General features: G+C 40.7%; 39 protein-coding genes. 3 read left to right on the forward strand and 36 right to left on the reverse strand.

Annotated features, from left to right (window positions below; translation table 11 throughout):
- Positions 1–187: 187 nt before the first annotated feature.
- Positions 188–1,069: a M15 family metallopeptidase gene (locus tag BLO53_RS13750; protein WP_092062784.1), complete on the forward strand. Its 882-nt coding sequence runs from the start codon at positions 188–190 to the stop codon at positions 1,067–1,069.
- 253 nt (positions 1,070–1,322) lie between these two features.
- Here the strand turns inward: BLO53_RS13750 and BLO53_RS13755 are convergent, their stop codons facing one another.
- From BLO53_RS13755 to BLO53_RS13785, 7 genes are all read right to left on the reverse strand, one after another.
- The gene (locus tag BLO53_RS13755; RefSeq protein ID WP_026490010.1) at positions 1,323–1,859 is read right to left on the reverse strand and encodes a bL17 family ribosomal protein; all 537 of its coding nucleotides are present in this window, start codon (positions 1,857–1,859) and stop codon (positions 1,323–1,325) included.
- Between the two features lie 197 nt (positions 1,860–2,056).
- Positions 2,057–3,016 carry a DNA-directed RNA polymerase subunit alpha gene (locus tag BLO53_RS13760; protein WP_026490011.1) on the reverse strand — a complete coding sequence of 320 codons (960 nt, stop codon included), beginning with the start codon at positions 3,014–3,016 and terminating at the stop codon, positions 2,057–2,059.
- 56 nt (positions 3,017–3,072) lie between these two features.
- The gene (gene rpsD / locus BLO53_RS13765; protein ID WP_092062786.1) at positions 3,073–3,666 is read right to left on the reverse strand and encodes a 30S ribosomal protein S4; all 594 of its coding nucleotides are present in this window, start codon (positions 3,664–3,666) and stop codon (positions 3,073–3,075) included.
- A 310-nt stretch (positions 3,667–3,976) separates the two neighbouring features.
- The gene (rpsK, locus tag BLO53_RS13770; protein WP_026490013.1) at positions 3,977–4,384 is read right to left on the reverse strand and encodes a 30S ribosomal protein S11; all 408 of its coding nucleotides are present in this window, start codon (positions 4,382–4,384) and stop codon (positions 3,977–3,979) included.
- 100 nt (positions 4,385–4,484) lie between these two features.
- Positions 4,485–4,853: a 30S ribosomal protein S13 gene (gene rpsM, locus BLO53_RS13775; RefSeq protein ID WP_026490014.1), complete on the reverse strand. Its 369-nt coding sequence runs from the start codon at positions 4,851–4,853 to the stop codon at positions 4,485–4,487.
- 194 nt (positions 4,854–5,047) lie between these two features.
- Complete coding sequence (gene rpmJ / locus BLO53_RS13780) at positions 5,048–5,161, reverse strand: 50S ribosomal protein L36 (RefSeq protein WP_013280022.1); 114 nt, start codon at positions 5,159–5,161, stop codon at positions 5,048–5,050.
- Between the two features lie 126 nt (positions 5,162–5,287).
- Positions 5,288–6,610 (reverse strand): transglutaminase domain-containing protein, encoded by a 1,323-nt coding sequence (locus BLO53_RS13785; RefSeq protein ID WP_092062788.1) that lies wholly within the window; start codon positions 6,608–6,610, stop codon positions 5,288–5,290.
- Positions 6,611–6,830: 220 nt separating this feature from the next.
- Between BLO53_RS13785 and BLO53_RS13790 the strand changes: the two genes are divergently transcribed.
- Positions 6,831–7,829: an aldo/keto reductase gene (locus BLO53_RS13790; protein WP_092062789.1), complete on the forward strand. Its 999-nt coding sequence runs from the start codon at positions 6,831–6,833 to the stop codon at positions 7,827–7,829.
- Here the strand turns inward: BLO53_RS13790 and BLO53_RS13795 are convergent.
- From BLO53_RS13795 to rpsJ, 26 genes are all read right to left on the reverse strand, one after another.
- Positions 7,813–8,898 (reverse strand): GGDEF domain-containing protein, encoded by a 1,086-nt coding sequence (locus BLO53_RS13795; RefSeq protein ID WP_092062790.1) that lies wholly within the window; start codon positions 8,896–8,898, stop codon positions 7,813–7,815. The two genes, BLO53_RS13790 and BLO53_RS13795, sit on opposite strands and share 17 nt — an antisense overlap.
- Before the next feature lie 129 nt (positions 8,899–9,027).
- Positions 9,028–9,246 (reverse strand): translation initiation factor IF-1, encoded by a 219-nt coding sequence (infA, locus tag BLO53_RS13800; protein ID WP_013280019.1) that lies wholly within the window; start codon positions 9,244–9,246, stop codon positions 9,028–9,030.
- A 15-nt stretch (positions 9,247–9,261) separates the two neighbouring features.
- Positions 9,262–10,020 (reverse strand): type I methionyl aminopeptidase, encoded by a 759-nt coding sequence (gene map, locus BLO53_RS13805; protein ID WP_092062793.1) that lies wholly within the window; start codon positions 10,018–10,020, stop codon positions 9,262–9,264.
- Between the two features lie 18 nt (positions 10,021–10,038).
- Positions 10,039–10,683 (reverse strand): adenylate kinase, encoded by a 645-nt coding sequence (locus BLO53_RS13810; protein ID WP_092062796.1) that lies wholly within the window; start codon positions 10,681–10,683, stop codon positions 10,039–10,041.
- Positions 10,684–10,797: 114 nt separating this feature from the next.
- Complete coding sequence (gene secY / locus BLO53_RS13815; RefSeq protein ID WP_026490020.1) at positions 10,798–12,117, reverse strand: preprotein translocase subunit SecY; 1,320 nt, start codon at positions 12,115–12,117, stop codon at positions 10,798–10,800.
- A 2-nt stretch (positions 12,118–12,119) separates the two neighbouring features.
- Complete coding sequence (gene rplO, locus BLO53_RS13820) at positions 12,120–12,560, reverse strand: 50S ribosomal protein L15 (RefSeq protein WP_026490021.1); 441 nt, start codon at positions 12,558–12,560, stop codon at positions 12,120–12,122.
- A gap of 123 nt (positions 12,561–12,683) precedes the next feature.
- Positions 12,684–12,869 (reverse strand): 50S ribosomal protein L30, encoded by a 186-nt coding sequence (gene rpmD, locus BLO53_RS13825; protein ID WP_013280014.1) that lies wholly within the window; start codon positions 12,867–12,869, stop codon positions 12,684–12,686.
- 16 nt (positions 12,870–12,885) lie between these two features.
- Entirely contained in the window at positions 12,886–13,395 is a 510-nt protein-coding gene (rpsE, locus tag BLO53_RS13830; RefSeq protein WP_013280013.1) for a 30S ribosomal protein S5, read from the reverse strand.
- Between the two features lie 18 nt (positions 13,396–13,413).
- The gene (rplR, locus tag BLO53_RS13835) at positions 13,414–13,782 is read right to left on the reverse strand and encodes a 50S ribosomal protein L18 (RefSeq protein ID WP_026490022.1); all 369 of its coding nucleotides are present in this window, start codon (positions 13,780–13,782) and stop codon (positions 13,414–13,416) included.
- 19 nt (positions 13,783–13,801) lie between these two features.
- Positions 13,802–14,341: a 50S ribosomal protein L6 gene (gene rplF, locus BLO53_RS13840; protein ID WP_026490023.1), complete on the reverse strand. Its 540-nt coding sequence runs from the start codon at positions 14,339–14,341 to the stop codon at positions 13,802–13,804.
- A 15-nt stretch (positions 14,342–14,356) separates the two neighbouring features.
- Positions 14,357–14,758: a 30S ribosomal protein S8 gene (gene rpsH / locus BLO53_RS13845; RefSeq protein WP_026490024.1), complete on the reverse strand. Its 402-nt coding sequence runs from the start codon at positions 14,756–14,758 to the stop codon at positions 14,357–14,359.
- 249 nt (positions 14,759–15,007) lie between these two features.
- Positions 15,008–15,193 (reverse strand): type Z 30S ribosomal protein S14, encoded by a 186-nt coding sequence (locus BLO53_RS13850; protein WP_026490025.1) that lies wholly within the window; start codon positions 15,191–15,193, stop codon positions 15,008–15,010.
- 21 nt (positions 15,194–15,214) lie between these two features.
- Positions 15,215–15,754, reverse strand: a complete 540-nt coding sequence (rplE, locus tag BLO53_RS13855; RefSeq protein ID WP_013280008.1) for a 50S ribosomal protein L5 — start codon at positions 15,752–15,754, stop codon at positions 15,215–15,217.
- Positions 15,755–15,776: 22 nt separating this feature from the next.
- Positions 15,777–16,106, reverse strand: a complete 330-nt coding sequence (gene rplX / locus BLO53_RS13860) for a 50S ribosomal protein L24 (RefSeq protein WP_026490026.1) — start codon at positions 16,104–16,106, stop codon at positions 15,777–15,779.
- A 12-nt stretch (positions 16,107–16,118) separates the two neighbouring features.
- The gene (gene rplN / locus BLO53_RS13865) at positions 16,119–16,487 is read right to left on the reverse strand and encodes a 50S ribosomal protein L14 (RefSeq protein WP_013280006.1); all 369 of its coding nucleotides are present in this window, start codon (positions 16,485–16,487) and stop codon (positions 16,119–16,121) included.
- Between the two features lie 23 nt (positions 16,488–16,510).
- Positions 16,511–16,765 (reverse strand): 30S ribosomal protein S17, encoded by a 255-nt coding sequence (rpsQ, locus tag BLO53_RS13870; RefSeq protein WP_013280005.1) that lies wholly within the window; start codon positions 16,763–16,765, stop codon positions 16,511–16,513.
- A 28-nt stretch (positions 16,766–16,793) separates the two neighbouring features.
- Positions 16,794–17,003: a 50S ribosomal protein L29 gene (rpmC, locus tag BLO53_RS13875; protein WP_013280004.1), complete on the reverse strand. Its 210-nt coding sequence runs from the start codon at positions 17,001–17,003 to the stop codon at positions 16,794–16,796.
- A complete protein-coding gene (gene rplP / locus BLO53_RS13880) occupies positions 16,993–17,430 on the reverse strand; it encodes a 50S ribosomal protein L16 (RefSeq protein WP_013280003.1) in 438 nt (145 codons plus the stop codon). Before rplP ends, rpmC begins: the two co-directional genes overlap by 11 nt.
- Positions 17,430–18,101 (reverse strand): 30S ribosomal protein S3, encoded by a 672-nt coding sequence (gene rpsC, locus BLO53_RS13885; RefSeq protein WP_092062799.1) that lies wholly within the window; start codon positions 18,099–18,101, stop codon positions 17,430–17,432. Before rpsC ends, rplP begins: the two co-directional genes overlap by 1 nt.
- Before the next feature lie 19 nt (positions 18,102–18,120).
- Positions 18,121–18,516, reverse strand: coding sequence for a 50S ribosomal protein L22 (gene rplV, locus BLO53_RS13890; RefSeq protein ID WP_035789867.1), 396 nt, complete (start codon positions 18,514–18,516; stop codon positions 18,121–18,123).
- Positions 18,517–18,546: 30 nt separating this feature from the next.
- Positions 18,547–18,837, reverse strand: coding sequence for a 30S ribosomal protein S19 (gene rpsS / locus BLO53_RS13895; RefSeq protein ID WP_013280000.1), 291 nt, complete (start codon positions 18,835–18,837; stop codon positions 18,547–18,549).
- Positions 18,838–18,848: 11 nt separating this feature from the next.
- Entirely contained in the window at positions 18,849–19,691 is an 843-nt protein-coding gene (gene rplB, locus BLO53_RS13900) for a 50S ribosomal protein L2 (protein ID WP_026490030.1), read from the reverse strand.
- Between the two features lie 183 nt (positions 19,692–19,874).
- Positions 19,875–20,174 carry a 50S ribosomal protein L23 gene (gene rplW, locus BLO53_RS13905; protein WP_026490031.1) on the reverse strand — a complete coding sequence of 100 codons (300 nt, stop codon included), beginning with the start codon at positions 20,172–20,174 and terminating at the stop codon, positions 19,875–19,877.
- Positions 20,174–20,797 carry a 50S ribosomal protein L4 gene (rplD, locus tag BLO53_RS13910; RefSeq protein WP_026490032.1) on the reverse strand — a complete coding sequence of 208 codons (624 nt, stop codon included), beginning with the start codon at positions 20,795–20,797 and terminating at the stop codon, positions 20,174–20,176. Before rplD ends, rplW begins: the two co-directional genes overlap by 1 nt.
- A gap of 27 nt (positions 20,798–20,824) precedes the next feature.
- Entirely contained in the window at positions 20,825–21,508 is a 684-nt protein-coding gene (rplC, locus tag BLO53_RS13915) for a 50S ribosomal protein L3 (RefSeq protein ID WP_026490033.1), read from the reverse strand.
- A 167-nt stretch (positions 21,509–21,675) separates the two neighbouring features.
- A complete protein-coding gene (gene rpsJ / locus BLO53_RS13920) occupies positions 21,676–21,987 on the reverse strand; it encodes a 30S ribosomal protein S10 (protein ID WP_013279995.1) in 312 nt (103 codons plus the stop codon).
- A 584-nt stretch (positions 21,988–22,571) separates the two neighbouring features.
- On the opposite strand from rpsJ, the gene BLO53_RS13925 reads away from it, so the two are divergent.
- On the forward strand, positions 22,572–23,435 hold the full coding sequence (locus BLO53_RS13925; RefSeq protein ID WP_092062802.1) for a class I SAM-dependent methyltransferase: 864 nt from the start codon (positions 22,572–22,574) through the stop codon (positions 23,433–23,435).
- A gap of 90 nt (positions 23,436–23,525) precedes the next feature.
- Here the strand turns inward: BLO53_RS13925 and BLO53_RS13930 are convergent, their stop codons facing one another.
- From BLO53_RS13930 to BLO53_RS13940, 3 genes are all read right to left on the reverse strand, one after another.
- Entirely contained in the window at positions 23,526–24,299 is a 774-nt protein-coding gene (locus BLO53_RS13930) for a GTP pyrophosphokinase (protein WP_092062805.1), read from the reverse strand.
- 171 nt (positions 24,300–24,470) lie between these two features.
- Positions 24,471–25,706, reverse strand: a complete 1,236-nt coding sequence (locus BLO53_RS13935; protein WP_092062808.1) for a bacterial transcriptional activator domain-containing protein — start codon at positions 25,704–25,706, stop codon at positions 24,471–24,473.
- A 17-nt stretch (positions 25,707–25,723) separates the two neighbouring features.
- Positions 25,724–25,960, reverse strand: coding sequence for a hypothetical protein (locus tag BLO53_RS13940; protein ID WP_092062810.1), 237 nt, complete (start codon positions 25,958–25,960; stop codon positions 25,724–25,726).
- Between the last annotated feature and the right edge of the window lie 99 nt (positions 25,961–26,059).

Consider the following 26,059-nt stretch of genomic DNA (forward strand, 5'->3'; position numbering starts at 1 on the left):
TTTAATATTATCGGTTTTTCGTCAATATTACAATTTAAAAAATCTTAAAAGAATATTATCAATTTATCACAACGATACCGGTTTCAAAATTTTCTTTTGACGCTTTCAGCATTGTGATAAAATCTCATATATAGTCTCATTCTATATATATTTACTTTGAGAATTCTTTTGTTTTTTGGGGGTTTTAATGAATAAAAAATACTTACATGACTTCGGACTTTTATGCATGGCTATAGTAGCTTTATCGCTTATAGCAAGATTTTTGGCCCACGGACAAACCCTTGCAGAATATGAAAAAGAAAAAGAGGCTTCCTCTGCACTTAATTCATCTTCTGCAGTCTCTACAATAGATGATAATATTCTTGATTCCAATGCTTCATTATCTGAAGCAAGTACCGCATCCACAACAGATGTAGCTACGATTGCAGCCACAAAGGCATCAACTGAATCAGCTGCAGAAGCGGCAACTGATATATCCGAGCAAACTTATGCTGAAGGTTTTACCTATTCAGAATTACCGCAGGATATCGTTGAGAAAATTTCCGGGGTTTCTTATGTGGATAACTCAAATATCAGTCTTGATGAATTAAGATATTGCAAGGTTCTTTATAATGATTTTGACGGAAATGTTCAGAACGGAGAACTTATCTGTAACGAACAGATAGCCCAGGATCTTTTGGAAATATTCTATGAATTATACAATAGCGGGTACCAGATAGAAAGCGTTAAGCTTATTGATGAATATGATGGGGATGATACAGCTTCTATGCTGGCCAATAATACCTCCTGCTTTAATTACAGAGTAGTTGAAGGGACACAAAAGTTATCCAAGCACGCTTATGGACTTGCTATCGACCTAAATCCTTTCTACAACCCTTATATTACCTATAACAAGGATGGTTCTCAGAATATTTCTCCCGCAGGAAGTGAAGCCTATGCTGACCGGGATGCATCATTCCCATACAAGATTGACGAAAACGACCTCGCCTACAAGCTCTTTACAGAACATGGCTTTAAGTGGGGCGGAAACTGGAATTCAGTCAAGGATTATCAGCATTTTGAGTATTAAAATCGAGCCACGTCAGACTCGGAACCGCTTCGCTTGTTCCTCCATTTGGCTCTTAACGAGCCACGTCAGACTCGGAACCGCTTCGCTTGTTCCTCCATTTGGCTCTTAACGAGCCACGTCAGACTCGGAACCGCTTCGCTTGTTCCTCGTTGTTGCGGCAGTCGCCGCAACAACTAAAATAAAAAGAGGTAGTTTTTTTAATGTAAACATTAAAAAACTACCTCTTCTTATTTTATCTGACGTGGCTCGTTGCTCACACAAGCTCAAGAACAACCATCATAGCTGCGTCGCCTTTTCTCTGGCCGATCTTGATCATACGAGTGTAACCACCCTTACGATCTGCATACTTAGGACCGTACTCATCGAAAAGCTTAGCTACAAGATCAACTTCCTTTGTGTTCTTCTTTCTTCCAGCCTTCTCAGTAGGAACTTCAACTACTGGGTAAAGAGTCTTAAGAAGCTGACGTCTAGCGTGCATTCTTGAAGGCATATCCTTCTTGATCTCTTTCTTAACAGTTGTGTACTTTGTAACCTTCTTGCCGTCTACAACTTCCTTAACTCTCTTACCGTCTTTATCCTTCTCAGGAACCTTGCAATCAACTGTAAGTGTCTCGAAGTTGTCCTTCTCCTTAGCTGCAAGAGTGATCATAGGCTCTACGATCTTCTTGATTTCCTTAGCTCTTGCCTCTGTAGTAACGATCTTTCCATTGTAAAGAAGTGCTGTTACCTGGTTACGAAGAAGTGCTCTTCTAGGTTTTGTTGCTTTTCCAAGCTTTCTGTACATTGCCATTTTAATATACTTCCTTTCTCATCTGCAGGATTCCTCCTGCTGTGGTACATCAAAGAATGCGCTTTGGTCTTACTTCTCTAATGCTGTTAATATACGCCATGAGAATCGCATTGGTACACATCGGATTTATCCTCTGCGAAAATCAAATTCTATGTGTAGGTATTCCCACCCATAGATTTGCCTCAATCTGAATGATCTTACTGCTCGCCATCCTGTCTCAGGGAAAGTCCAAGCTCATCAAGCTTAGCAAGAACCTCCTCAAGTGACTTACGTCCAAGATTACGAACTTTCATCATATCGTCAGAAGTCTTGTTTGCAAGCTCCTGAACGGTATTGATACCAGCTCTCTTAAGGCAGTTGAATGAACGAACTGAAAGTTCAAGCTCATCAATTGACATCTCGAGAACCTTGCCCTTCTCGTCATCTTCCTTCTCTACCATAACTTCAGCAGTCTTGGCATTCTCGGAAAGATCGATGAAGAGGCTTAAATGCTCACTAAGAACCTTTGCTGCAAGGCTTACAGCCTCGTCAGGAGCAAGTGTTCCATCAGTGTGAACATCAAGTGTTAATTTATCGAAGTCAGTAACCTGACCTACACGAGTATTCTCTACAGTTACGTTTACTCTCTCTACTGGTGTGTAGATAGAATCGATAGCGATAACTCCGATTGGAAGGTCGCCACCTTTGTTCTTATCAGAGCTTACATAACCTCTTCCCTTAGTGATGGTGAGCTCCATGTAGAGCTTAGCATCCTTGCCGGAAAGTGTAGCGATAACCTGATCTGGATTCATGATCTCTATATCCTGATCAACCTGAATATCAGATGCTCTAACAACGCCTTCACCATTGAACTCAATGTAAGCAGTCTTTGGCTCATTTGTGTCAGAAGAATTCTTGATTGAAAGATTCTTGATATTCATGATGATTTCAGTTACATCTTCCTTAACACCAGGAATAGAACTGAACTCATGCAGTACGCCTTCGATTTTGACCTGACTTACTGCTGCACCAGGTAAAGAAGAGAGCATAATCCTGCGAAGGGAATTGCCCAGTGTAATACCGTAACCTCTCTCAAGAGGCTCAACTACGAATTTACCATACTTCTTATCATCTGAGATTTCAGCAACTTCAATATTTGGTCTTTCAAAATCAAACACTGATATACCCTCCTTATGTGGTTAGTTAACAAGATATTTATATTATAAGTTATTTATTACTTAGAATACAACTCGACGATAAGCATTTCGTCAACTGGTACATCAATTACTTCTCTTGAAGGAAGTTCCTTAACTGTACCCTGAAGATTGTCCTTGTTAACATCAATCCACTCAGGAACGAGTCTGCCAGCTGTGATCTCTGTGATATCCTTAAATCTCTGGATATTCTTAGCAGCTTCCTTGATCTCGATTGTGTCGCCAGCCTTAACGAGGTATGAAGGTACGTTGATCTGCTTGCCGTTTACAAGAACGAACTTGTGAAGAACAACCTGTCTAGCCTCTCTTCTTGTTCTAGCGAATCCCATTCTGAATACTACGTTGTCAAGTCTTGACTCAAGAATTGTCATAAGGTTTGAACCTGTCTGACCCTTCATTCTGTCTGCTCTGTCATAGTAGTTTCTGAAAGGCTTCTCAAGTACGCCATAGATGAACTTAGCCTTCTGCTTCTCGCGGAGCTGAAGTCCATACTCGCTCATCTTCTTACCAGCTCTAGCTGATGCTCTCTTGGACTTCTTGTCATATCCAAGGAAAGTTGGATCTAAATCAAGAGATCTGCATCTCTTTAATACGGGAACTCTGTTTACTGCCATTTTAGGCTCCTTTCTTTTACTCAAAACAAATATGCTCTGTCTTGATGTTGTTTACAATGATTGCTGTAAAATACAGCATTTGCACCTTCGTCCAACGTAATTTCACATATATAATATGCACATGTAACTACATTGATTGAATATACTACTTCGTGATACCCATGATTGCTTCACTACGTTCTCGCAATCATGCATACATTCGGAATCCGAGCTATTGCTCTACTTCCTCATGTATGTTCGGTCTCCAAGGTTATATTTTTCTCTGTGCAAGCACAGAAAAATATAACTTTGTATCCCTATATCACTCAGATTATACTCTACGACGCTTAGGTGGGCGGCATCCGTTATGTGGTACAGGTGTTACGTCTGTGATAGATGTAACTGTAAGACCGCTTGCAGCAAGAGCTCTGATTGCAGCTTCTCTTCCTGAACCTGGTCCCTTAACGAATACATCAACAGTCTTAAGGCCGTGAATAAGAGCAGCCTTAGTTGCTGTCTCTGCAGCTACCTGTGCAGCATAAGGAGTAGATTTCCTTGAACCCTTAAATCCGAGACCGCCAGCACTTGCCCAGCTAAGAGCGTTACCTGCAGCATCTGTCAATGTAACGATTGTGTTATTGAAAGATGACTGGATATGTGCCTGTCCGTGTTCAACGTTTTTCTTGACACGCTTCTTTGCAGCTGCCTTCTTTGCAGCTGATGATTTCTGATTTGCCATTTTAAACTAACCTACTTTCTTCCTATAAATACTATAAATTGTTACTTTTGAAACTGCCATGCACAATCTCAAATATATAGATCAAAGGCTTTAAAAAGAATTATTTCTTCTTGTTAGCGATTGTTCTCTTTGGTCCTTTTCTTGTTCTTGCATTTGTCTTTGTTCTCTGACCACGGCAAGGAAGTCCTCTTCTATGACGCATTCCTCTGAAGCATCCGATCTCTGTGAGTCTCTTGATGTTCATGGCAACTTCTCTTCTAAGGTCACCCTCTACATCGTAGTCGTTACCGATAATCTCGGCGATTTTCTTAACTTCTTCATCAGTAAGATCACGAACACGTGTGTCCGGATTTACTTTTGCAGCTTCAAGAATCTTGTTTGAGCTTGTTCTACCGATTCCGTAGATATATGTCAAACCGATCTCTACTCGCTTATCTCTAGGTAAATCTACACCTGCAATACGAGCCATTTTAATTCCTCCATTTACAAATAAAAAAATAAATAATTTCTTGAGAAGCTTTACTCCTCTTGCTCCAACCTATTTCGTCAGAGCTGTTACTTGTTTGATTGGGGCCAGATACTCTATCGGCCCAACCGGACAAAGTATAATCCGATCTTTCCAATACACATTGGTATCAAAAAGTAATCCGAAAACGGCTCGAATTATCCCTGTCTCTGTTTGTGCTTAGGGTTGTCACAGATTACTCTGATAACGCCCTTTCTCTTAATAACCTTGCACTTTTCGCACATAGGCTTAACAGAAGACCTAACTTTCATTGTAACTCCTTTCCTGCATGGTAAAAACAGCATAATGCCTAAAGAAGGGCATAATATCCCCTCTTCTAAAAAGACCATTTAACATGATAACATATGCTAAATCAAATAGCAACTATTTTTTTACTGTTATTCAGTTTTTGGTACTTTTGAGTATTTTCCTCCTGCACAAGCAGGCAGATACTGGGAATTAAACATTCGAGTATGCCTGTGAAAGTCCTTATCAGACTGATTGAAATAATTATAATTTATTGGTTCCTGGTCATCCCAGGTAACATCCACGTTATAATAAGAATCACCAAGTTTAATGATATCCCAGGCATGCATGTCACCAGATGCAAGACCACCACCCCATCCCACAGTCATATAGGTTGGTATTTCCAATTGCTGCATCAGATACTGAAAAGCCTTAGAATAGCCGGCGCAAACCGTCTCGTTTCCAACAATCGCACTATACGCACTCTGATCCAGGCTATTCTGGCTGTATGTCAGCTTATCTGCCAATAGATTATGGACGTAGACTTCCTTATCATAAGCTGTTTTAAGTTCATCAGTGCCGGCCAAAATAGCTGCAGTCATAATATCAAACTGCGCCTTTGCTTCGTCAATGTTTCCCAGATCTTCATAGAAATATATCTGAACCTTTACCACGTATCCCTTATAATCATATTCAGTGTACATGGCTGTATTTAGCCAAAAGAGTTCGGGATGATCCAGAACTACACTCATAAGAGCATTTTTCCACTGATCTGGAGTTGCCTTGACCACAGGCAAAAAAACATCTCTCTGCTCCATGGAATTTCCATATATCTGTTTATAAAGCTGTTTGCATTTATCTGTCAGCATATTGTAATAAGGGTAATATTCATTGGCAAAAGACATATCTTTTGCCGTATTTCCCATGCTAATATCGCTGATTGCGCTTTGCACCTGCTCAGGAGTCTCGATTTCAATGACATTTGCCGTAGGCATACTGTAATCAGACAAATTGTCTGTGATACTGTAATAGGCAGTTTCATCAGTAGAATCCTCATAAAGATCCTGATTTACCAAAGGTTCTTCAGCCTGATCAACTATATCTTTTTCTATTCCTGAGCTACTCCATTCACTCTCGTACTGCGCAAATTCTTTTTCCTGATCCTGAGACACCGTAAAAGAGGTAACTGTTGCCGCAGCGTCAGTTAATTCTGCGATAACCTGCGAAGCAGCTGAATCCTGAGTATTTCCTGCAGTATCCTGAGCATTATCTCCAGTTTGCTGGCCAGAAGCGCCTTGCGCCCCCTGCGAGCTTTCAAGTGCTGCTCTCTCCTGAATAATGCTGTTTATCCCAGATGATGCGGCCTTGGCGCCGTTTTTTACATCCGGGTTGATTCCACACAGCACAATAAAGCCGCAGATTGCTACAACCACAGCCAATATAAATGCCAATAATTTACCTAATAGTTTCTTCATAGCGATTCCTTCCTTGTCTATACGCACATGAATCCTATATCTATATCGGCAATTATTCTTTATAACTTAATACCTTTTTATTGAATTCACTTTTAATAATAATCTGCCTATTTTCAATCATTTTAGCCTGAAAGTGTTGACTTTACTTGAGAAGATAAACTACGCTAAGTCTGTAGTATATGTATCTATTAACCAATTTATTAGAATGGAGAAAGAGAAGATGTACACTGCAAACGAAAATAGATATGAAACCATGAAATACAACAGATGTGGAAAAAGCGGACTCAAGCTCTCTGCTGTTTCATTAGGCTTATGGCACAACTTTGGTGATAACAGCAACTTTGATAATATGGAAAAAATGTGCTTTACTGCTTTTGACAATGGCATAACTCATTTTGATCTGGCCAACAACTATGGACCTTCTGAAGGTGCAGCAGAGATCAATTTTGGTAAGATATTAAGAGAGAGCATGCACAAATACAGAGATGAAATGATCATTTCCACAAAAGCTGGCTATTATATGTGGCCTGGTCCTTACGGCGACTGGGGAAGTCGCAAGTATCTTATATCAAGCCTTGACCAGTCCCTTCAGAGAATGGGTCTTGATTATGTAGATATTTTTTATCATCACAGAATGGACCCTGAAACTCCGCTCGAGGAAACAATGGAGGCTCTTGCCCAGATAGTAAGAAGTGGCAAGGCTCTCTATGTAGGAATTTCTAATTATGATGGGCCTACTCTTCAGAAAGCTAGCGACATACTTACTGATCTGCACGTTCCATTCATCATCAATCAAAACAGATATAATATTTTCGATAGGACAATCGAAAAGAATGGTCTAAAAGAAAAATCTAAAGAGCTTGGAAAAGGCATAATTTGCTTTTCTCCTCTTGCTCAGGGTCTTTTAACAGATAGATATTTGAACGGCATTCCAGAAGACAGCAGAATTCGTACTGACGGACGTTTTCTTAACGAAAATAGTCTTAGTGATGACAAAATCAAATGTATCCATGCTCTTAATGAGATTGCTAAGGGCCGCGGACAAACACTTGCCGAAATGGCTCTTGCCTGGATTTTAAAAGACGACTATGTAACCTCCGTCATTATCGGAGCTTCCAAGCCGTCTCAAATTCTTGATAATATTAAAGCTATTGAAAACACAAGTTTTACTAGTGATGAGCTTTCAGCAATAGATAAAATTGCTAGTTCCTTTCAATAAAAAAGCATCCTTTTCCATCGGCCTTGGCTTGATATAGAGCTTTATCAGCAAGGTTATACATATCTACAAAATTAAGGCCTTTGGTATCTTCTGCTATTCCTATACTACAGGAGAAACCAGAGGCCTCTTCTGTTCTAAAGGTTTTGAATTCATGCAGGACACTTCGGCATCTAGTCTCAACAAACTCTTTTCCCATCTCGCCCATTACAAGCACCATGAATTCATCTCCACCAATTCTTCCAAACACATCTGTAGGATGAAAATAGCTTTTAATTATTTCTGCAAACGTTTTAAGAACTTCGTCACCAACCTGATGTCCATATCTGTCGTTGACTTCCTTGAAATTATCGAGGTCAAATATAAACAAAGTCGCTTTAGCGCCTATATGTCTATCGTTTAGTAGTTCTTTACTTTTTTCTTCGAAGCTAAGCTTATTAAATAGTCCTGTCAAAAGATCTGTCTGGCTCTTTTCCATCAGGATTTCATTTTCTTCTTTGGAAATAAGACTTGCTCTCATTACGGTAACATAGCAAAAAACAGATACGATCAAAAAAAGAATAGCGTTAGCAGCATCAATTATTACAAGTCTTGGAGTTTTTATACTGTATTCTAAAACAGCAAATAAGATTATTAAGACGAACTTGTATAGGGCAATTAAATGAAGATAATCCCTATACAAAGCTGAGATTACAAGAATAGCAGCAGGAAAAAGTATAGAACGAACTTCCCTGTGCACATAGGCATCAGCATAAGAAAATGTAAGAATAAGAACTGTATATACTAAATAGCAGTAAATCCTTGTTCTTAACATATTGCCACCGACTAGTTTTTCAAAAAAATGGTGACTTATAGTAACGAGGACGCTTAGTATAATTGGAATCAGGTAAAGTAGATATTTGCTATAATCGATGGGAACAATAAAAGAAATAAGCGTAAAAATAAGACTCAGAAAAACCAGAAAGCCTGCCATATCTCCAGCAACTAGAAAATTTTCTCTGGCAACCTTTCTCTGATTATTATCAATATAGTACGCACTATCTATGTAGACATCTATCAGTTTCTTAATCATAGGATCTCCACTGAAGTCAAATGTGTGTTCCTTAGTTAATTATATATCGTTAATTCGGCGTAGACAAATGAATGTTTAATTAAAAAACCCGCAAAGCAAACGCCTTGCGGGAAATAGCCATAAAAAGGATTACTTATCTCTCCAGATGATTCTACCCTTTGTCAGATCATATGGTGAAAGCTCCAGTGTAACCTTGTCACCAGGTAATATTCTAATAAAGTTCTGGCGAAGCTTACCACTAATATGAGCTAAAACTACGTGTCCATTCTCAAGTTCAACCTGGAACATTGTGTTAGGAAGCTTTTCAATAACTTTTCCTTCAATTTCAATTACATCAGCCTTTGACATTATTATCCTCCTTGTTCAAGACCTTTCCAATGTTAATATCTCTGGTTCACCATCTGTGATGGCTATGGTATTCTCATAATGCGCTGCAAGGGAACCATCTACCGTAACTACTGTCCAATCGTCGTCAAGCCAGCCTACATAGCGCTGTCCCATAGTGATCATCGGCTCTACGCAGATTGTCATGCCTTTCCTAAGCTTAGGGCCTCTTGTCAGTTTCCTGAAATTAGGAACTATCGGATCTTCATGTAAGGAAGTTCCAATACCATGACCAGTGAGTTCTCTGACAATTCCATATCCATAAGGCTTGATATAGTTATCAATTGCCCTGGATATATCATGCAGTCTGTTACCTGCTCTAGCCTTCTTGATACCTTCAAAAAAACTTTCCCTGGTAACATCAATCAGTTTCTGGGCTTCATCACTTATCTTGCCAACGCCCCACGTTCTTGCTGCGTCGGAATGATAGCCCTTATATATAAGTCCTGTATCAAAGGTAACAATGTCACCTTCCTGCAGGATTCTATCGGCACTTGGAATTCCATGAACAACTTCGTCATTCACAGATATACATACAGAAGCAGGAAATCCTTCATAATTCTTGCAATTAGGAATTCCACCCAGAGCCAGGATTGTCTTTTCACCAATCTCATCAAGCTCAAGTGTTGAGATACCGGGACGAATAGCGGCATGAAGTTCTTCATGAACCTTAGCCAAAAGCTGTCCGGACTTTCTCATAAGATCAAGTTCTTCATCTGTTTTTATCGTTATAGCCATAAATAAAACACCAAAATCTTATGCATTAAGAATATTAACGATATCGCTAAATACTTCCTGCATATCCTTTGTACCGTCAACTGTCTTTAAAATCTGCTTCTTATCATAGTACTCGATAAGAGGCTGTGTCTGCTCGTGGTAAACAGAGAGTCTGTTCTGAACTGTCTCAGGCTTATCATCATCTCTAAGAACCAATTCGCTTCCACATTTATCACATATACCATCTACCTTAGGTGGAATGTGTTCAATATGATAAGTTGCGCCGCACTTAAGGCAAGCTCTTCTGCCTGACATTCTGCGAACGATATTCTCATCTGGAACATCGACATTCACAGCAAAATCAACCTTGTCTCCAAGCTTGGTCAGCTCTGCATCAAGAACATCTGCCTGTGGAATAGTACGTGGGAATCCATCAAGAACATAACCATTCTTGCAATCATCATTAGCTACTCTATCGAGAAGTAACTGTACAGTAAGTTCATCTGGTACAAGAAGTCCCTTGTCCATATACTCCTTGGCTTTCTTGCCAAGCTCTGTTCCGTTCTTGATATTAGCTCTGAATATATCTCCAGTAGAGATATGAGGAATGCCGTATTTCTCAGCAATCATCTGAGCCTGTGTACCCTTGCCTGCTCCAGGCGCGCCCAACATAATAATTTTCATACTTATTTCTGCCTCTCACAAATTTATTTGTAACACAAATTTGATTATATAAGAACAAAGAAGAGGTTGCAAGACTCGCAAAAAGCGAGTCCTGTGACCTCTCTCCAATTAATCTTAGTCTTCCAAGAAGCCTTTGTAATTACGTACCAGCATCTGAGATTCAATCTGCTTGATTGTCTCAAGAATAACGCTTACCACGATGATAAGGCTAGTTCCGCCGAATGAAACACTCGCACCGAATACACCATTAAAGAAGATAGGTAATACACCAATAATTGTAAGACCACATGCTCCGATGAAAATGATGTAGTTCAAAATGTTTGTAAGGTAATCACTTGTAGGCTTACCTGGTCTGATACCAGGAATAAAGCCACCCTGCTTCTTCATGTTATCTGCAATCTCAAGTGGATTGAAGGTAATTGACGTATAGAAATACGCGAAGAAGATAAGCAATAATATGTATACTACTAAACCAATTGAGTAGTTCCAGTGTGTTGGATTACACCAGTTACTCTGGTTAAGATATGCAATGAACTTGCCCCAGAAACCTGTTCCGTTATAGCCAACAAGCTGGCTGATAATGATAGGGAACTGGAATAAAGACATTGCAAAGATAATTGGCATAACGCCTGCAGTATTGACCTTGAGAGGAATCTCTGAACGATTCCCACCGTAAGTTTTCCTACCCTGGATCTTCTTGGCATACTGTACAGGAATCCTGCGCTCAGCGCCATTAAGAAGAACAACCAATACTACCATTGCAACTATAACTGCAAGAATGATTATAGCTGATACAACTCCCCTAGCAATAGGCTTACCATTTACGAACTGATCGTAAAGAGCCTTGATATCTGACGGCATTCTGGAAAGAATGTTGATAGTCAGAACTATTGAAATACCGTTTCCAACCCCATTTTCTGTGATTCTTTCACCAATCCACATCAGGAATGCACTACCAGCTGTAAGGGCTGCTACAATCTGTACTACAAGGAAAATAGACTGCTGTGTAAGGAAGCCTGTGTTCCTGTAGAAACCAATTGCCATTGCAATGGATTCGATAAGAGCTAAAGCAACTGTTACGTATCTTGTAAGAGCTGTAAGCTTCTTTCTTCCATCCTCGCCATCTCTCTGCCACTCTTCAAACTTTGGAATAGCAATAGTGAGAAGCTGAATGATAATGGAAGATGTGATGTATGGTGTAATATTGAGTGCCAAAATTGACATGTTCTCAAATGATCCACCAGTAAATCGATCCATAAAGCCAAAAGAATCACTATCAGTAAGACTCTTGAACCAATTCTGGAATACTGATACGTTCATACCAGGTACCGGAATTGCTGATCCTAATCTGATCACACCAAGCATACAAATAGTGAAAAGGATCTTCCTTCTTAATTCTTTGACTTTCAATGCATTCATTAGGGACTTTAACATTATTAGATCACCTCTGTTGTTCCACCAAGAGCTTCGATCTTTTCTTTTGCTGATGCGCTGAATGCATTAGCTTTAACCGTAAGCTTCTTAGTAAATTCTCCGTTGCCAAGAATCTTCACGCCGTCAAGTTCCTTCTTGATGATACCCTGGTCCTTGAGTGCCTGAATATCTACAACTGCTCCGTTGTCAAATACTTCAAGTGCGCTAAGATTAATGCCTACGATATTCTTGTGGTTGATGTTCTTGAAGCCTCTCTTAGGAAGTCTTCTGAAAAGTGGCATCTGACCGCCTTCGAAACCAAGTCTTGGTGCTCCTGAACGAGCCTTCTGACCCTTATGTCCCTTACCAGCTGTCTTGCCGTTTCCTGAACCATGACCACGGCCTCTTCTAAAATTATCGCTCTGTCTTGAACCTTCAGCAGGTCTTAAGTTGGATAATTCCATGATATTCCTCCTTATAAAACCCGGAGCTCGTACCGCTCAACGCAGCGCACTTCTATATTATACACCACTCGCGTATACATGGAACAGCTCCGGTCACATTTTTTGCATCTTTTTGAGATTTTATTAAATCTCTTCTACCTTAACGAGGTGTCTGATCTGCTGAATCTGACCTCTTGTTGCAGAGTTATCAGGAAGTTCAACAGAACTGTTAAGTTTCTTGAATCCCATTGATTTAACTGTTGCTACCTGCTTTGGGATAGCTCCGATAGTTGACTTAACCAATGTGATCTTAAGCTTCTTATCTGCCATTGATTTTCTCCTTCTATTAAGCGGTTACTTCTGCTACAGATTTACCGCGCTTTGCTGCAACTTCTTCAGGTGTCTTTAACTGAGCAAGGCCATTGATTGTAGCATAAACAACATTCTGCTTGTTGTTTGAACCAAGTGACTTTGTTCTGATATTTCTGATACCTGCAAGCTCACATACAGAACGAGCAGGACCACCAGCGATGATACCAGTACCTTCTGGAGACTTCTTAAGTAAAACTTCAGCAGAACCGAACTTACCTACGAAATCATGTGTAATACTGTTGTTCTCATCAAGAGGAACAGTAATGAGGTTCTTTGTAGCATCTTCCTTACCCTTACGGATAGCGTCTGGAATTTCTGTTGACTTTCCAAGACCAACACCAACGTGTCCATTGTTGTCACCAACTACTACAAGAGCTGTGAACTTCATGTTACGTCCACCTTTAACAACCTTAGTAACACGCTTGATGGTTACAACTTTATCTGTCAATTCGAGCTGACTTGCATCTACGATATTACGCTTCATTTTGTGTTTTCTCCCTTCTTAGAATTCCAAGCCAGCTTTTCTAGCAGCCTCGGCCAATGCTTCTACCTTACCGTGGTAGATATAACCGCCTCTGTCAAATACAACGGCTTTGATACCCTTCTCGAGGGCTCTCTTTGCAACAACATCACCGATCTTTGTTGCAGCCTCAATGTCGTCTGTATTCTTAAGCTCAGCCTTGATATCTTTTTCAAGAGTTGAAGCAGATACAAGTGTCTTGCCGGCAACATCATCAATAACCTGTGCGTAAACATGATTATTGCTTCTAAAAACAGCTAAACGTGGTCTTTCAGCTGTACCGCTGAAACGATTACGGATCTTCATGTGCTTTTTAACACGAATTTCCTGTCTGGATTCTTTACTAACCATTTTGCACTCTCCTTATCTATTATTTCTTACCGGTCTTACCAACTTTACGTCTGATAACTTCATCAGCATACTTGATTCCCTTGCCCTTATATGGCTCTGGAGCTCTCTTCTCTCTGATGATAGCAGCGTGCTGGCCAACCGCCTCTTTGTCGATTCCCTTTACTGTGATTACCTGACCCTCTACAACTGTCTCAACTCCTTCAGGATCAACAAGTTCTACTGGGTGAGAATAACCAAGTGTAAGAGAGAGTGTCTTGCCGTTTTTAGCAGCTCTGTAACCTACACCGTTTACCTCAAGCTTCTTCTCGAATCCCTCTGTTACACCAATAACCATGTTGTTAAGAAGGCTTCTTGAAAGGCCGTGTAAAGCTCTTGTCTTCTTCTGATCGTCTGGTCTCTTAACCTCGATCTGACCGTCTTCCTGTGAGAAAGAAATCTCAGCAGGGAAAACTCTTGTAAGGGTTCCCTTAGGTCCCTTAACAGTCACCTTATTATTTTCTGCAACTTCTACTGTTACTCCAGCAGGAACTGCGATTGGCATTTTTCCAATTCGTGACATGCCCGTACCTCCAATTTACCAAATGAATGCAAGAACTTCGCCACCAACCTGAAGTTCTCTTGCTTTTTTATCAGTTACAACGCCCTGGTTTGTAGAAATGATAGCGATACCAAGACCACCTAATACTCTAGGAAGCTCATCCTTGCCTGCGTATACACGAAGACCAGGTTTTGAGATTCTCTTAAGACCTGTGATAACCTTATCGTTTCTGTCAGCACCATACTTAAGAGTAATATGAAGATTCTTGAATGCTCCATCTTCAACAACGTCTAACTTCTTAATATATCCCTCGTCAAGAAGAATGTTTGCAATTGCAAGCTTCATCTTTGAAGAAGGAACATCAACAGTGTCATGCTTTGCAGTATTTGCGTTACGAATTCTTGTAAGCATATCTGCAATAGGATCGTTCATTGCCATTTTAAAATTGCCTCCTTAATTATTTTTGCTTCGCCTTACTACTCCCCGAATTGAGCAGAGACACGAAGCCGCAACTCGCGCTTTTGTGTTTCTCAATACACTGAGTAATAATAATCTAATTTCTTTAAATTTAGTGGTCTCCATCCCAGACCACAATTATCAGCTAATGAAGTTCTGCTCACAGGCAATAGCCTTTGTCAGAACGTGCTAATGTGCTAGTTCAATGAAATCTCACTGAGCAATTAGTCTTTACCAAGATGCCTTACGTACACCAGGAATCTCGCCCTTGTATGCAAGCTCACGGAAGCAAATTCTGCAGATTCCGTACTTTCTGATGTAAGCATGAGGACGACCGCAGATCTTACAACGGTTATAAGCACGTGTAGAGAACTTTGGTTTCATCTGCTGTTTTAACTTCATGGATAATTTAGCCATGTGTTCTATTCCCTCCTATAATTACTTTGCAAAAGGCATATTGAACAGTGTAAGAAGCTCACGAGCCTCCTCATCTGTCTTAGCTGTTGTTGTGAAAATGATATCCATACCTCTTGTCTTATCAATCTTATCATACTCGATTTCAGGGAAGATAAGCTGCTCCTTGATACCAAGAGCATAGTTTCCTCTACCATCGAATGAGTTAGGGTTGATACCTCTGAAGTCACGTACACGAGGAAGTGCAAGGTTTACAAGACGATCAAGGAAATCGTACATCTTGTCACCACGAAGTGTTACCTTACATCCGATAGGCATACCCTCTCTCAGTTTGAAGTTAGCGATAGACTTCTTAGCCTTTGTAATAACAGGCTTCTGGCCAGAAATAATAGCCATGTCGTTTGCAGCGTTCTCAAGAAGCTTAGCATTCTCCTTTGCTTCTCCAACACCCATATTGATAACGATCTTGTCGAGCTTTGGAACTTCCATTACGTTCTTGTAACCGAACTTCTTTGTCATAGCATCAACGATCTCGTTCTTGTATAAATCCTTATATCTACTCAACGTTATATACCTCCTTTCTTAATTAGTCGATAACCTCACCAGTCTTTTTAGCGATGCGGTTTTTCTTTACAACCTTACCATTCTCATCCTTTTCAACTTTGAATCCGATCTTGGTAGGCTGTCCGTTATGAAGATACATAACATTTGAGATATCAAGCGCAGCTTCACGCTCAACAATTCCGCCATTAGGATTCTTTGCAGAAGGCTTCTCGTGGCAGATGGCCTTATTAACGCCTTCTACGATAACCTTTCCATTCTTCTGATCAACTGAAAGGACTTTACCCTTCTTGTTGATTTCACCACCGGCGATAACCTGAACCATATCACCCTTTTTGATCTTACTTGTTGACATATGGGCGCCTCCTTATAATACTTCCGGAGCAAGAGAAAGGATCTTCATGAACTTTTTCTCACGAAGCTCTCTAGCTACGGGTCCAAAAATACGTGTTCCCTTAGGCGTACCATCTTCATTGATAACAACAGCAGCGTTCTCATCAAATCTGATGTAGGAACCGTCCTTACGACGTGTCTCTTTAACTGTACGAACGACAACAGCCTTAACTACATCACCCTTCTTTACAACTCCACCGGGTGTTGCTTCTTTAACAGAAGCTACTATTGTGTCGCCGATTCTCGCATATCTTCTTGTAGATCCACCCATAACACGGATTGTAAGAAGCTCTTTAGCACCAGTGTTATCAGCGACCTTCAGTCTACTTTCCTGCTGAATCATGATATTTCTCCTTTATTTTATGATTACTTTGCACGCTCAATTATGGATACAAGTCTCCATCTCTTATCCTTGGAGATAGGCTTTGTTTCCATGACCTTAACTGTGTCACCGATACGGCACTCATTGTTCTCGTCATGAGCCTTAAGCTTGTAAGTTCTCTTTACGATCTTCTTGTAAAGAGGATGCTTTACATGGTCCTCAATGGAAACTGTGATGGTCTTATCCATCTTATCGCTTGTTACTTTACCAACACGCGTTTTTCTTAAATTTCTTTCCACGATTATTTCTCCTTATTTAGTATGAGGCTTAGTTAGCAGCCTTAGCATTCTGTGTGATTACAGTCTGGATTCTTGCAATATTTCTTCTTACTTCTTTAATTCTTGCTGTATTATCCAACTGGTTTGTAGCGTTCTGGAACTTAAGGTTAAAAAGCTCTTTCTTTGCAGAAACAAGCTCTGTCTGGAGCTCTTCAGCAGACTTAGCCAGAAGCTCTTCTACATACTTATTAGTTTTCATTAGATACACCGCCTTCCAAATCAGCCTTTGAAACGATCTTGCATCTGCAAGGAAGCTTATGTGTCGCAAGACGAAGAGCTTCTCTAGCATCGGCCTCGGCAACTCCGCCGATTTCGAACATTACACGACCTGGCTTAACAACAGCTACCCATCTATCAGTTGCACCCTTACCAGAACCCATACGTGTTCCGAGAGGCTTTAATGTGATAGGCTTGTCAGGGAAGATTTTGATCCAAACCTGACCACCACGCTTGATGAAACGTGTCATAGCAACACGGGCTGCCTCAATCTGGTTTGAGTTGATCCAGCAAGGCTCAAGCGCAACAATTCCGTACTCACCATAAGTGATTTTGTTACCACGAGTAATTTTATGAGCCATTGAACCGCGGAACTGCTTGCGGTGCTTAACTCTCTTTGGCATTAACATTATTTATCGCTCCCTTCCTTATCTGAACTCTCACCTGCTTTGGTTGGAAGTACTTCACCCTTGTAGATCCATACCTTAACACCAACCTTACCGTAGGTTGTATCTGCTTCAGCAAAACCATAATCGATGTCAGCTCTAAGAGTCTGAAGAGGAATAGTTCCCTCGCTGTAGAACTCTGAACGAGCGATATCAGCACCGCCAAGACGGCCAGAGCAGCATGCCTTGATACCAAGTGCATCTGTCTTCATTGTTCTGCTCATGCATGACTTCATTGCTCTTCTGAATGATACACGGTTCTCAAGCTGCTGAGCGATGTTCTCTGCAACAAGCTGTGCATCCTTATCAGGCTTCTTGATTTCCTTAATGTCAACAAGAACCTTCTTGTCTGTGAGCTTTGAAAGCTCCTTCTTAGTTACTTCGATTTCAGCTCCGCCCTTACCGATAACAACACCAGGCTTAGCTGTGTAAACGATAACCTTAACTCTATCTGATGCTCTCTCGATCTCGATCTTAGAAACACCAGCTGCATATAACTTCTTCTTCAGAAATTTTCTGATATTGTAATCTTCTACCAGATTATTGGCGAAATCTGATGACTCAGCATACCACTTTGAGTCCCAGTCAGCGATAACACCAACTCTGAGGCCATGAGGATTAACTTTCTGTCCCATTTCTAGGTTCTCCTTTCAATTATCTCTCGTCCAAAATAACAGTCAGATGACTCATTCTCTTATTGATTCTGTATGCTCTGCCCTGTGCTCTAGGCTGGATTCTCTTCATGATAGGTCCGTTTGAAGCAGTGCACTCAGCAATATAAAGATTAGCTCTGTTCATACCTTTGTTGTTCTCAGCGTTAGCTACAGCGCTTGCAAGAAGCTTGTAGATTACGCTTGAAGCGTATCTAGGATTGTACTCGAGAATTGCAAGTGCAGTCTCTACATCCTTACCTCTGATAGCATCCATGACGAAGCATGCCTTCTGAACTGGTATTCTTGCATAAGATAACTTTGCAAAAGGTCTTGTTTCTTTATTGTCACGATTTCTTTCTCTTTTAATTTTAGATCTATGCTTGATCTCGTTTTCCATGGATTAAACCTCCTTTCGTCGAACAAATAATTAGTTTACGCTGCTCTTTCTCTCTGCGGGAGAATTTCCAGCATGTCCTCTGAATGTTCTTGTAGGAACAAACTCACCGAGCTTGTGTCCAACCATATCTTCAGTAACATATACAGGAATATGCTTTCTTCCGTCATGAACAGCAATTGTGTGTCCAACAAAAGACGGGAAAATTGTAGAACGACGTGACCATGTCTTAACTATCTGCTTCTGGCCCTCTGCGTTCATAGCATCTATCTTCTTGAGCAGGCTTGCGTCTGCAAAAGGTCCCTTTTTAAGTGATCTAGACATTTTATTCCTCCTTATTTGATGGCTTTACCGTTTCTTCTTCTTACGATGAGCTTGTTAGAAGCCTTCTTAGCCTTACGTGTCTTATAACCAAGAGCTGGCTTACCCCAAGGTGTGCTAGGGCCAGAACGTCCGATAGGAGCTCTACCTTCACCACCACCGTGTGGATGGTCGTTAGGGTTCATAACAGAACCACGAACTGTTGGGCGGATACCCATGTGACGTACACGACCTGCTTTACCATAGTTAATAAGGTTGTGATCACCATTTCCTACAACACCGATTGTTGCACGGCACTCGATAGGAACCATTCTCATTTCGCCTGAAGGAAGACGAAGTGTAGCATACTTTCCTTCCTTAGCCATAAGCTGAGCTGCGTTACCAGCTGAACGAACCATCTGTCCGCCCTTTCCAGGATAAAGCTCAACGTTATGTACGTTTTCACCGACAGGAATCTGTGAAAGTGGGAGGCAGTTACCAACACGAACTTCAGCGTTAGCACCGTTCATAACTGTCATGCCATCTGTTAATCCGTTAGGTGCAAGGATATAAGCCTTTGTGCCATCCTCGTACTGGATAAGTGCGATATTAGCTGATCTGTTAGGATCATACTCAATTCCGATAACCTTTGCAGGCATATCGTCCTTATTTCTCTTGAAATCTACGATTCTGTACTTAACTCTGCCGCCGCATCCGCGATGTCTAACTGTGATCTTACCCTGGTTGTTACGACCAGCCTTGCTGTTCTTTGAAACAACGAGTGACTTCTCTGGAGTAGACTTTGTAATCTCTGAGAAATCAGATCCAGTCATGTTTCTTCTGGATGGGGTATATGGGCCGTATTTCTTAATTCCCATGATTATTTCTCCTTTTTATTTATCACGTATCTAATGATTACTCATTTGGACCCCGGACTCAATCTGGATCCGTACGTATAGTTTATGTTACATCGAATCATCCTTGGATGATTCGTCGCGCCGACCGCTTCCTTGTGCGGTCGTGTGCATATATTCAAACGCTGATTTATCAGTGTTTATGAATTAGAGTCCCTGGAAGATCTCGATGTCCTTGCTATCTTCTGTAAGCTGAACGATTGCCTTCTTTGTCTTAGCTGTGAAGCCTACGATCATGCCACGTCTCTTTCTCTTACCAGCAGCATTGATTGTGTTGACTTTAGCAACCTTTGTTCCCTCGAACATCTTCTCTACAGCTTCCTTGATCTGTGTCTTGTTAGCTTCAGGATTAACAAGGAAAGTGTACTTCTTCTCGCTCATGCCAGCCATGCTCTTCTCAGTGATAACTGGCTTAAGGATTACGTCATAATACTGTAAAGCTGCCATTAGCAATACACCTCCTCAATCTTAGCAACTGCATCCTTTGTAAGGACGAGTGTTCTAGCGTTTACGATATCATACACATTAAGTGTGTTTGTAAGTGTTGTGTTAGCCTCAGCAAGGTTTCTTGCAGAAAGTACTACATTCTGATCATTGTCAGCAAGTACAACAAGTGCCTTACGCGTAGCCTTGAGGTTGTTCATAACCTCTGCGAATCTCTTTGTCTTGATCTCATCAAACTTAAGCTCGTCAACTACAACAACGTTGTTGTTAAGAACCTTATCTGTAAGAGCAGACTTAAGAGCAGCTCTCTTCTCCTTCTTGTTCATCTTGAAAGAGTAATCTCTTGGAACTGGAGCGAATACAACTCCGCCGCCCTTCCACTGAGGTGCTCTGATAGATCCCTGTCTAGCATGACCTGTTCCCTTCTGTCTCCAAGGCTTTCTTCCGCCTCCGGAAACTTCAGAACGTGTCTTTGCTTTCTGTGTACCCTGACGGTTGTCAGCAAGCTGCTGAAGAACTGCCAAGTGTACGAGATGTTCATTTACTTCAACTCCGAAGATAGCGTCGTTTAATTCGATCTTGCCAACTTCTTTGCCTTCCATATTGTAAACAGATACATTAGCCATCTGTATGGTTCCTCCTTTCGCGTTCTATTAGCCTACAACCTTAACGGTTTCCTTGATTGCAACAAGTCCCTTCTTAGGTCCAGGAATAGCGCCCTTTACAAGAATAAGATTCTTGTCAGCATCTACTCTAACAACCTCAAGATTCTGAACTGTTACCTTTACGCTGCCCATGTGACCAGGCATTCCTTTGCCCTTAAATACGCGGCTAGGATCTGAACTTGAACCATTAGAACCCTGATGACGGTGGAACTTAGAACCGTGTGCCATAGGTCCTCTGTGCTGACCATTCTTCTTAATAGCACCCTGGAATCCTTTTCCCTTTGAAACAGCTGTTGCATCAATCTTGTCGCCTTCTGCGAAGATATCAGCCTTGATCTCAGCGCCAAGCTCGTACTCAGCAGCGTTCTCAAACTTGAACTCTCTTACATATCTCTTGCAAGAAACTCCAGCCTTCTTGAAATGTCCCTGCTCAGCCTTTGTTGCGCCGTGGCGATGGTAGATTGTCTTGTTACCGTTCTTGTCCTTGTTAACAACCTTTTCCTTCTTGTCAACAAAGCCAACCTGAACAGCGCTGTAACCATCGTTCTCAACTGTCTTGATCTGTGTTACTACGCATGGTCCTGCCTGAAGAACAGTTACAGGAACCAGTGAACCATCTTCTTTGAAGATCTGGGTCATTCCGACCTTTGTAGCTAAAATAGCCTTCTTCATGTTTTTACCTCCTTATTACATCTACAGCGGATGCTTACTTCATTCGCAATGTCGCTTCAATTGCTCTTTGCAATTCTCCAGTTATCACGGCATCATGCGTCTCGCATCATACTAGTAGAGGTGAATGAATTGTTTCTTTTTATAATGAACAATAACCGGGTTGGCTATTATTTCATCTTGATATTGATGTTTACACCAGCTGGCATCTCGAGTCTCTGAAGAGCCTCAACTGTCTTAGATGTTGGTGTAATGATATCGATAAGTCTCTTGTGTGTTCTCTGCTCGAACTGTTCTCTAGAATCCTTGTACTTGTGAACAGCTCTTAAGATAGTAACAACTTCCTTCTTAGTAGGAAGTGGAACTGGTCCAGAAACCTGTGATCCGTTCTTCTTGACTGTCTCGATAATCTTCTTGGCAGATGCATCAACAAGCTGATGATCATAAGCCTTAAGTGTAATTCTCATTACCTGATTTGCCATAAAAAAAGTCGCCTCCTTTTCGCACTTTTTGAATTAAGTACGACAAGCGGTGACTGTACACTCTCCCGTGTGTGTCCAAAACTTCATTACAAACAAAGTTCTCCCGAACACTTTGCACGTCGTTTCTGCCTTGGGTTAACCGGCAGACTTCAATTTACTGTACAGTGACTTGTCGTCAGTTTGTTTGGCCTTTAAAGCTGGCCCTAGACATTCGCTCCACGGAAAACCTGCTCAACTGGATAAGCAGCAACCTCACGCTTCATAGCTATCATGTCACAGCGTTTATGAGTATAAAACATTTTTTTCTGATATGCAACTACTTTTTTAAAATTAATCACTTTTATCGCAAAATCAGCGTTTTTCGATTAGATTTCTTGATCTATTTTAATCTGTTGACTGTTTTTAATGACTTAACCAAGAACAGATGTTAACATAATATGGCTCAAAAGACTATTATAGAACTATAAACATTTATTAAGACTTTATAATCATGTTTTCAATCTTATAATTATAGTTCATTATTATAGTTGATCATCATAGTTACATTATTAATAATAGAAGTAATAATAGGAAGGAATACATTTATGTGGATTGCAGACGGATGGAAAGACTATGAGGTAATAGACACTTCAAATGGCGAGAAGTTAGAACGCTGGGGTGACTATATGCTTGTACGTCCAGATCCTCAGGTTATATGGAATACAGACAAGAAGCATTTTGGCTGGAAGAAATTCAACGGTCACTATCACCGCAGCAACAAAGGCGGCGGTGAATGGGAATTCAAAAATCTCCCTGAAGAGTGGTCCATTAATTATAAGGATCTTACATTTAATCTTAAGCCCTTTAGTTTCAAGCATACAGGACTTTTCCCAGAACAGGCTACTAACTGGGATTGGTTCTCTTCATTAATAAAAGAAGCAAACAGACCAATCAAGGTATTAAACCTCTTTGCTTATACAGGTGGCGCTACAGTATCTGCTGCCAAGGCTGGAGCCAGTGTAACTCACGTTGATGCCTCCAAGGGAATGGTGGGCTGGGCCAAAGAAAATGCGGCATCATCAGGCCTTGCAGATGCTCCTATTAGATATTTTGTAGATGACTGTGTTAAATTAGTAGAAAGAGAAATAAGAAGAGGGAACAAGTATGACGGAATCATTATGGATCCGCCTTCATACGGAAGAGGACCTAAGGGTGAAATCTGGAAGATTGAAGAGAGCGTGTTCCCCTTCATCAAGGAAACCGCACAGCTTCTATCTGATAAGCCACTTTTCTTTTTGATCAATTCATATACAACAGGACTTCAGCCTGCAGTATTATCTTACATGCTGCACACAGTTCTTGACCCTATACACAAGGGCACTGTAGAAGCTCAGGAAATTGGTCTTCCCGTAAAGAGCAATGGACTTGTGCTCCCATGTGGTGCAAGTGGCAGGTGGACCGCTCTGTAATTATAGAACAAAGAGTCACATCTATAGGGGAGAAATTTCCTATATCACTATATCATAAGAAAGGACGATTCTCGCGAATCGTCCTTTTAATCAGTCATGTAACCTTATGTCTTCACTTGCATCAATCTTCTCTCTGATCTGCTGCATTCGAAGGTCCAGCTGATTGATAAGATCTGCGCTAAACTTAAGGTCATCAGAAATTACGTCCTGATTCTCTATATTCTTTTTATACTTCATTTGATGTTCGAGGCTGGCCCAGAAATCCATCGCTATAGTTCTAAACTGAACCTCAACCTTCATATACTCTTTTTCCTGAGTCAGGAAAATAGGTACTTCTATAATAAGGTGCAAACTTCTATAGCCGCTTTCCTTGGGACTTTCGATATAATCCTTTTTCTGGATAACTGTTATATCATCCTGATTAGCCAGACAATCTGCAAGCATATAAATGTCGTCCACAAATGAACAGATAACTCTGATGCCTGCTATATCTGAAAGATTCTCATTTATATTTTCGATAGTAAAATCAACGCCCTTGCCAGCAAGTTTCTGATAGATGCTGACAGGAGTCTTTAATCTCATTTTAATTGATTCGAATGGATTTCTGTTATTTCTAAGTGATAGCTCTTTATTAAGTACATCCAGCTTAGTTCTAACTTCTGATAATGCGCAATCATATTTCATCATCAGAATCTGAAATTCTTTTACCTGATCCTTAAGCTTGAGAACTTTTTCAACATCATCTAAAGAAACATTCTCCACCGAAGTTAAGTTGTCTAACTCTTCCAATTCCTCTAATTCCTTCATTCTCCCTCTAAACATAGTAAAATCTATACCTGAGTAGTCAATATGCTCTAATGCCATAGACTTCACTCCCCTTTCATTGCTTACTTCTATGCATAGTATACCAAAATTGTTTTAATTATCTGTGAAGATAATATTAAGTTTTTCTTACCGCCATAAGCCCAAAATTCCGCGTAGCAAAAAGCCACGCGGAATCCTCATAATAAACCACAATCCCCTATTTACCTTGTATCACCTGGCTTCTGCCAGTCTTTCAGGCAGATCTGCCAATGAAACCACACTATAATCTATCTCTGCTCTAGGCCCTGCCAGCATCTTATACTTAGTAAGAATACGTCTGTAAACTATCTTGCAGCTCTCTTTGCTGGTTCCAACCAGTAAAAGAAGGAACTGTGAAGATGAATATTTGCAGTAGGTGTCACCCTGTCTAAGAGTATAAGAAACTGCTTCCTGAAGAAGTCTTCCTTTTGTTTCTAGCTTGCTCTGATTAGAGATCTTTTTACCCTCATAGTCCACAAGAGTAAGTAGCATCATATAAACAGACTGGCCAGTTCTCTCCATGTTACGGCTCAGAATATGGTAAGCATCGATAAAGCTAGGATACGAGCAGTCATAAGCTCCACCACTGTGCCCTGCTACATTCTCGCGCTGTTCCAGAATATCATCACGGATCTGCAATATCTTACTGGGCATGTTGGTGATCTGGCGGCTCATCTTATTGTAGCAATCCATCAGATCGTTACTAGGTGTTACTCCTAGTTCATCAGTGTAGTACCTTACAGTTTCGTTGTATATCCTGTATGCTTCCTTGTAGCTGTCCATTCCTATAAGCGCATTAATCTCACCAATCTGCCACTCATCATCAGGATAAAGATCTGCTGCCTTCTTGTAGATCCTAAACATGGATTCATAGTCTTTTCTCTTGTTATAATACTCACCAAGAGTAACTACACACTCTGAATACATCTTCTGAAGTTGTACGCTCTTTATGATGACCCATTCCTGAGTGGAAAGTTCTGGCAATAGTTCTGACCTGTAGAGATTAAAGGCTTCCTTATAAAGCTTCATCTCCTCTGCCTGATCATTAGCCTCTCTAGCCTTGATGACCAGATTAAAAAATTCCACGGCATCTGATGTGATTTCCACATTGTCATCAGTGTAAAAAACACCATCCACATTCACTACATAGTCGCAATCAGGAAGTCCCGATTTCTTGAGCTGTTTGTGCATCTGATAGATGAGATTGTTGAAACTATTGTTGAGGTTGGACTGTTCTTCCCGGTCGTAAAGAATATTCATAAGGCTATCCTTAGATATTCCATCTTTGCCGCTAAGCCACACTATTTCCAAAAGCTGTATATATTTAGACGTCTTGTTCTTGCCTATAGAAATACTTTTGCCTTCATAAGTAATAGCAAGACCGCCAAATAATTGTATTTGCAGTTTTACCTTATTTCCATTAGTCATACCAATACCCCTATCGGTCAACCTATCTTGTTGCAACTAATTTCTTTGTCAGTAAAATCTTCTTTGTTACCACTATAGCAACATACACCTACGCTTTCGCTGTGAAGGTTACCACTATCTGCCGAGAATCTGGCCCATTTGCAGCACCAGCACTCTTTCATAGGAACCAGCGCTCCATCGTCAGGCTCCCAGTGCTCACAATAGTGGTTTTCTCTCACAAGCAAATAGCCTTCATTGTTATATTTATGATCCATACCGCGCCCCTCATAATCATGAAGACATTTTGTTTCTACAATAATACTCTATCATGAAAATTTGTTTCACGATCATAATTGTCGCAAAATGAACTTTTT

The sequence above is a fragment of the Butyrivibrio sp. INlla14 genome (assembly GCF_900102515.1).
Taxonomy (GTDB): domain Bacteria; phylum Bacillota; class Clostridia; order Lachnospirales; family Lachnospiraceae; genus Butyrivibrio.

Coding starts and splice junctions, on each gene's coding strand:
- rplV (WP_035789867.1), bottom strand. CDS start 18,516: ATGGAAAACGAGATCAAGCATAGATCTAAAATTAAAAGAGAAAGAAAT.
- BLO53_RS13795 (WP_092062790.1), bottom strand. CDS start 8,898: ATGATTAAGAAACTGATAGATGTCTACATAGATAGTGCGTACTATATT.
- rplB (WP_026490030.1), bottom strand. CDS start 19,691: ATGGGAATTAAGAAATACGGCCCATATACCCCATCCAGAAGAAACATG.
- rplW (WP_026490031.1), bottom strand. CDS start 20,174: ATGGCAGCTTTACAGTATTATGACGTAATCCTTAAGCCAGTTATCACT.
- rplP (WP_013280003.1), bottom strand. CDS start 17,430: ATGTTAATGCCAAAGAGAGTTAAGCACCGCAAGCAGTTCCGCGGTTCA.
- rpmC (WP_013280004.1), bottom strand. CDS start 17,003: ATGAAAACTAATAAGTATGTAGAAGAGCTTCTGGCTAAGTCTGCTGAA.
- rpsD (WP_092062786.1), bottom strand. CDS start 3,666: ATGGCAGTAAACAGAGTTCCCGTATTAAAGAGATGCAGATCTCTTGAT.
- rplN (WP_013280006.1), bottom strand. CDS start 16,487: ATGATTCAGCAGGAAAGTAGACTGAAGGTCGCTGATAACACTGGTGCT.
- rpsE (WP_013280013.1), bottom strand. CDS start 13,395: ATGAAGCGTAATATCGTAGATGCAAGTCAGCTCGAATTGACAGATAAA.
- BLO53_RS13940 (WP_092062810.1), bottom strand. CDS start 25,960: ATGGATCATAAATATAACAATGAAGGCTATTTGCTTGTGAGAGAAAAC.
- BLO53_RS13750 (WP_092062784.1), top strand. CDS start 188: ATGAATAAAAAATACTTACATGACTTCGGACTTTTATGCATGGCTATA.
- BLO53_RS13930 (WP_092062805.1), bottom strand. CDS start 24,299: ATGGCATTAGAGCATATTGACTACTCAGGTATAGATTTTACTATGTTT.
- rpsH (WP_026490024.1), bottom strand. CDS start 14,758: ATGGCAATGAACGATCCTATTGCAGATATGCTTACAAGAATTCGTAAC.
- BLO53_RS13785 (WP_092062788.1), bottom strand. CDS start 6,610: ATGAAGAAACTATTAGGTAAATTATTGGCATTTATATTGGCTGTGGTT.
- rpsM (WP_026490014.1), bottom strand. CDS start 4,853: ATGGCTCGTATTGCAGGTGTAGATTTACCTAGAGATAAGCGAGTAGAG.
- BLO53_RS13790 (WP_092062789.1), top strand. CDS start 6,831: ATGTACACTGCAAACGAAAATAGATATGAAACCATGAAATACAACAGA.
- map (WP_092062793.1), bottom strand. CDS start 10,020: ATGGCTATAACGATAAAAACAGATGAAGAACTTGATCTTATGAGAAAG.
- rplX (WP_026490026.1), bottom strand. CDS start 16,106: ATGTCAACAAGTAAGATCAAAAAGGGTGATATGGTTCAGGTTATCGCC.
- BLO53_RS13925 (WP_092062802.1), top strand. CDS start 22,572: ATGTGGATTGCAGACGGATGGAAAGACTATGAGGTAATAGACACTTCA.
- rplR (WP_026490022.1), bottom strand. CDS start 13,782: ATGGTTAGTAAAGAATCCAGACAGGAAATTCGTGTTAAAAAGCACATG.
- BLO53_RS13935 (WP_092062808.1), bottom strand. CDS start 25,706: ATGACTAATGGAAATAAGGTAAAACTGCAAATACAATTATTTGGCGGT.
- rpsC (WP_092062799.1), bottom strand. CDS start 18,101: ATGGGACAGAAAGTTAATCCTCATGGCCTCAGAGTTGGTGTTATCGCT.
- rpsK (WP_026490013.1), bottom strand. CDS start 4,384: ATGGCAAATCAGAAATCATCAGCTGCAAAGAAGGCAGCTGCAAAGAAG.
- rplO (WP_026490021.1), bottom strand. CDS start 12,560: ATGGAATTATCCAACTTAAGACCTGCTGAAGGTTCAAGACAGAGCGAT.
- BLO53_RS13755 (WP_026490010.1), bottom strand. CDS start 1,859: ATGGCAATGTACAGAAAGCTTGGAAAAGCAACAAAACCTAGAAGAGCA.
- rpmJ (WP_013280022.1), bottom strand. CDS start 5,161: ATGAAAGTTAGGTCTTCTGTTAAGCCTATGTGCGAAAAGTGCAAGGTT.
- secY (WP_026490020.1), bottom strand. CDS start 12,117: ATGTTAAAGTCCCTAATGAATGCATTGAAAGTCAAAGAATTAAGAAGG.
- rplC (WP_026490033.1), bottom strand. CDS start 21,508: ATGAAGAAGGCTATTTTAGCTACAAAGGTCGGAATGACCCAGATCTTC.
- rplF (WP_026490023.1), bottom strand. CDS start 14,341: ATGTCACGAATTGGAAAAATGCCAATCGCAGTTCCTGCTGGAGTAACA.
- BLO53_RS13810 (WP_092062796.1), bottom strand. CDS start 10,683: ATGAAAATTATTATGTTGGGCGCGCCTGGAGCAGGCAAGGGTACACAG.
- rpmD (WP_013280014.1), bottom strand. CDS start 12,869: ATGGCAGATAAGAAGCTTAAGATCACATTGGTTAAGTCAACTATCGGA.
- rpsJ (WP_013279995.1), bottom strand. CDS start 21,987: ATGGCAAATCAGGTAATGAGAATTACACTTAAGGCTTATGATCATCAG.
- BLO53_RS13850 (WP_026490025.1), bottom strand. CDS start 15,193: ATGGCTAAATTATCCATGAAGTTAAAACAGCAGATGAAACCAAAGTTC.
- rplD (WP_026490032.1), bottom strand. CDS start 20,797: ATGGCTAATGTATCTGTTTACAATATGGAAGGCAAAGAAGTTGGCAAG.
- infA (WP_013280019.1), bottom strand. CDS start 9,246: ATGTCAAAGGCTGATGTAATTGAAATTGAAGGAAAAGTTATTGAAAAG.
- rpsS (WP_013280000.1), bottom strand. CDS start 18,837: ATGTCTAGATCACTTAAAAAGGGACCTTTTGCAGACGCAAGCCTGCTC.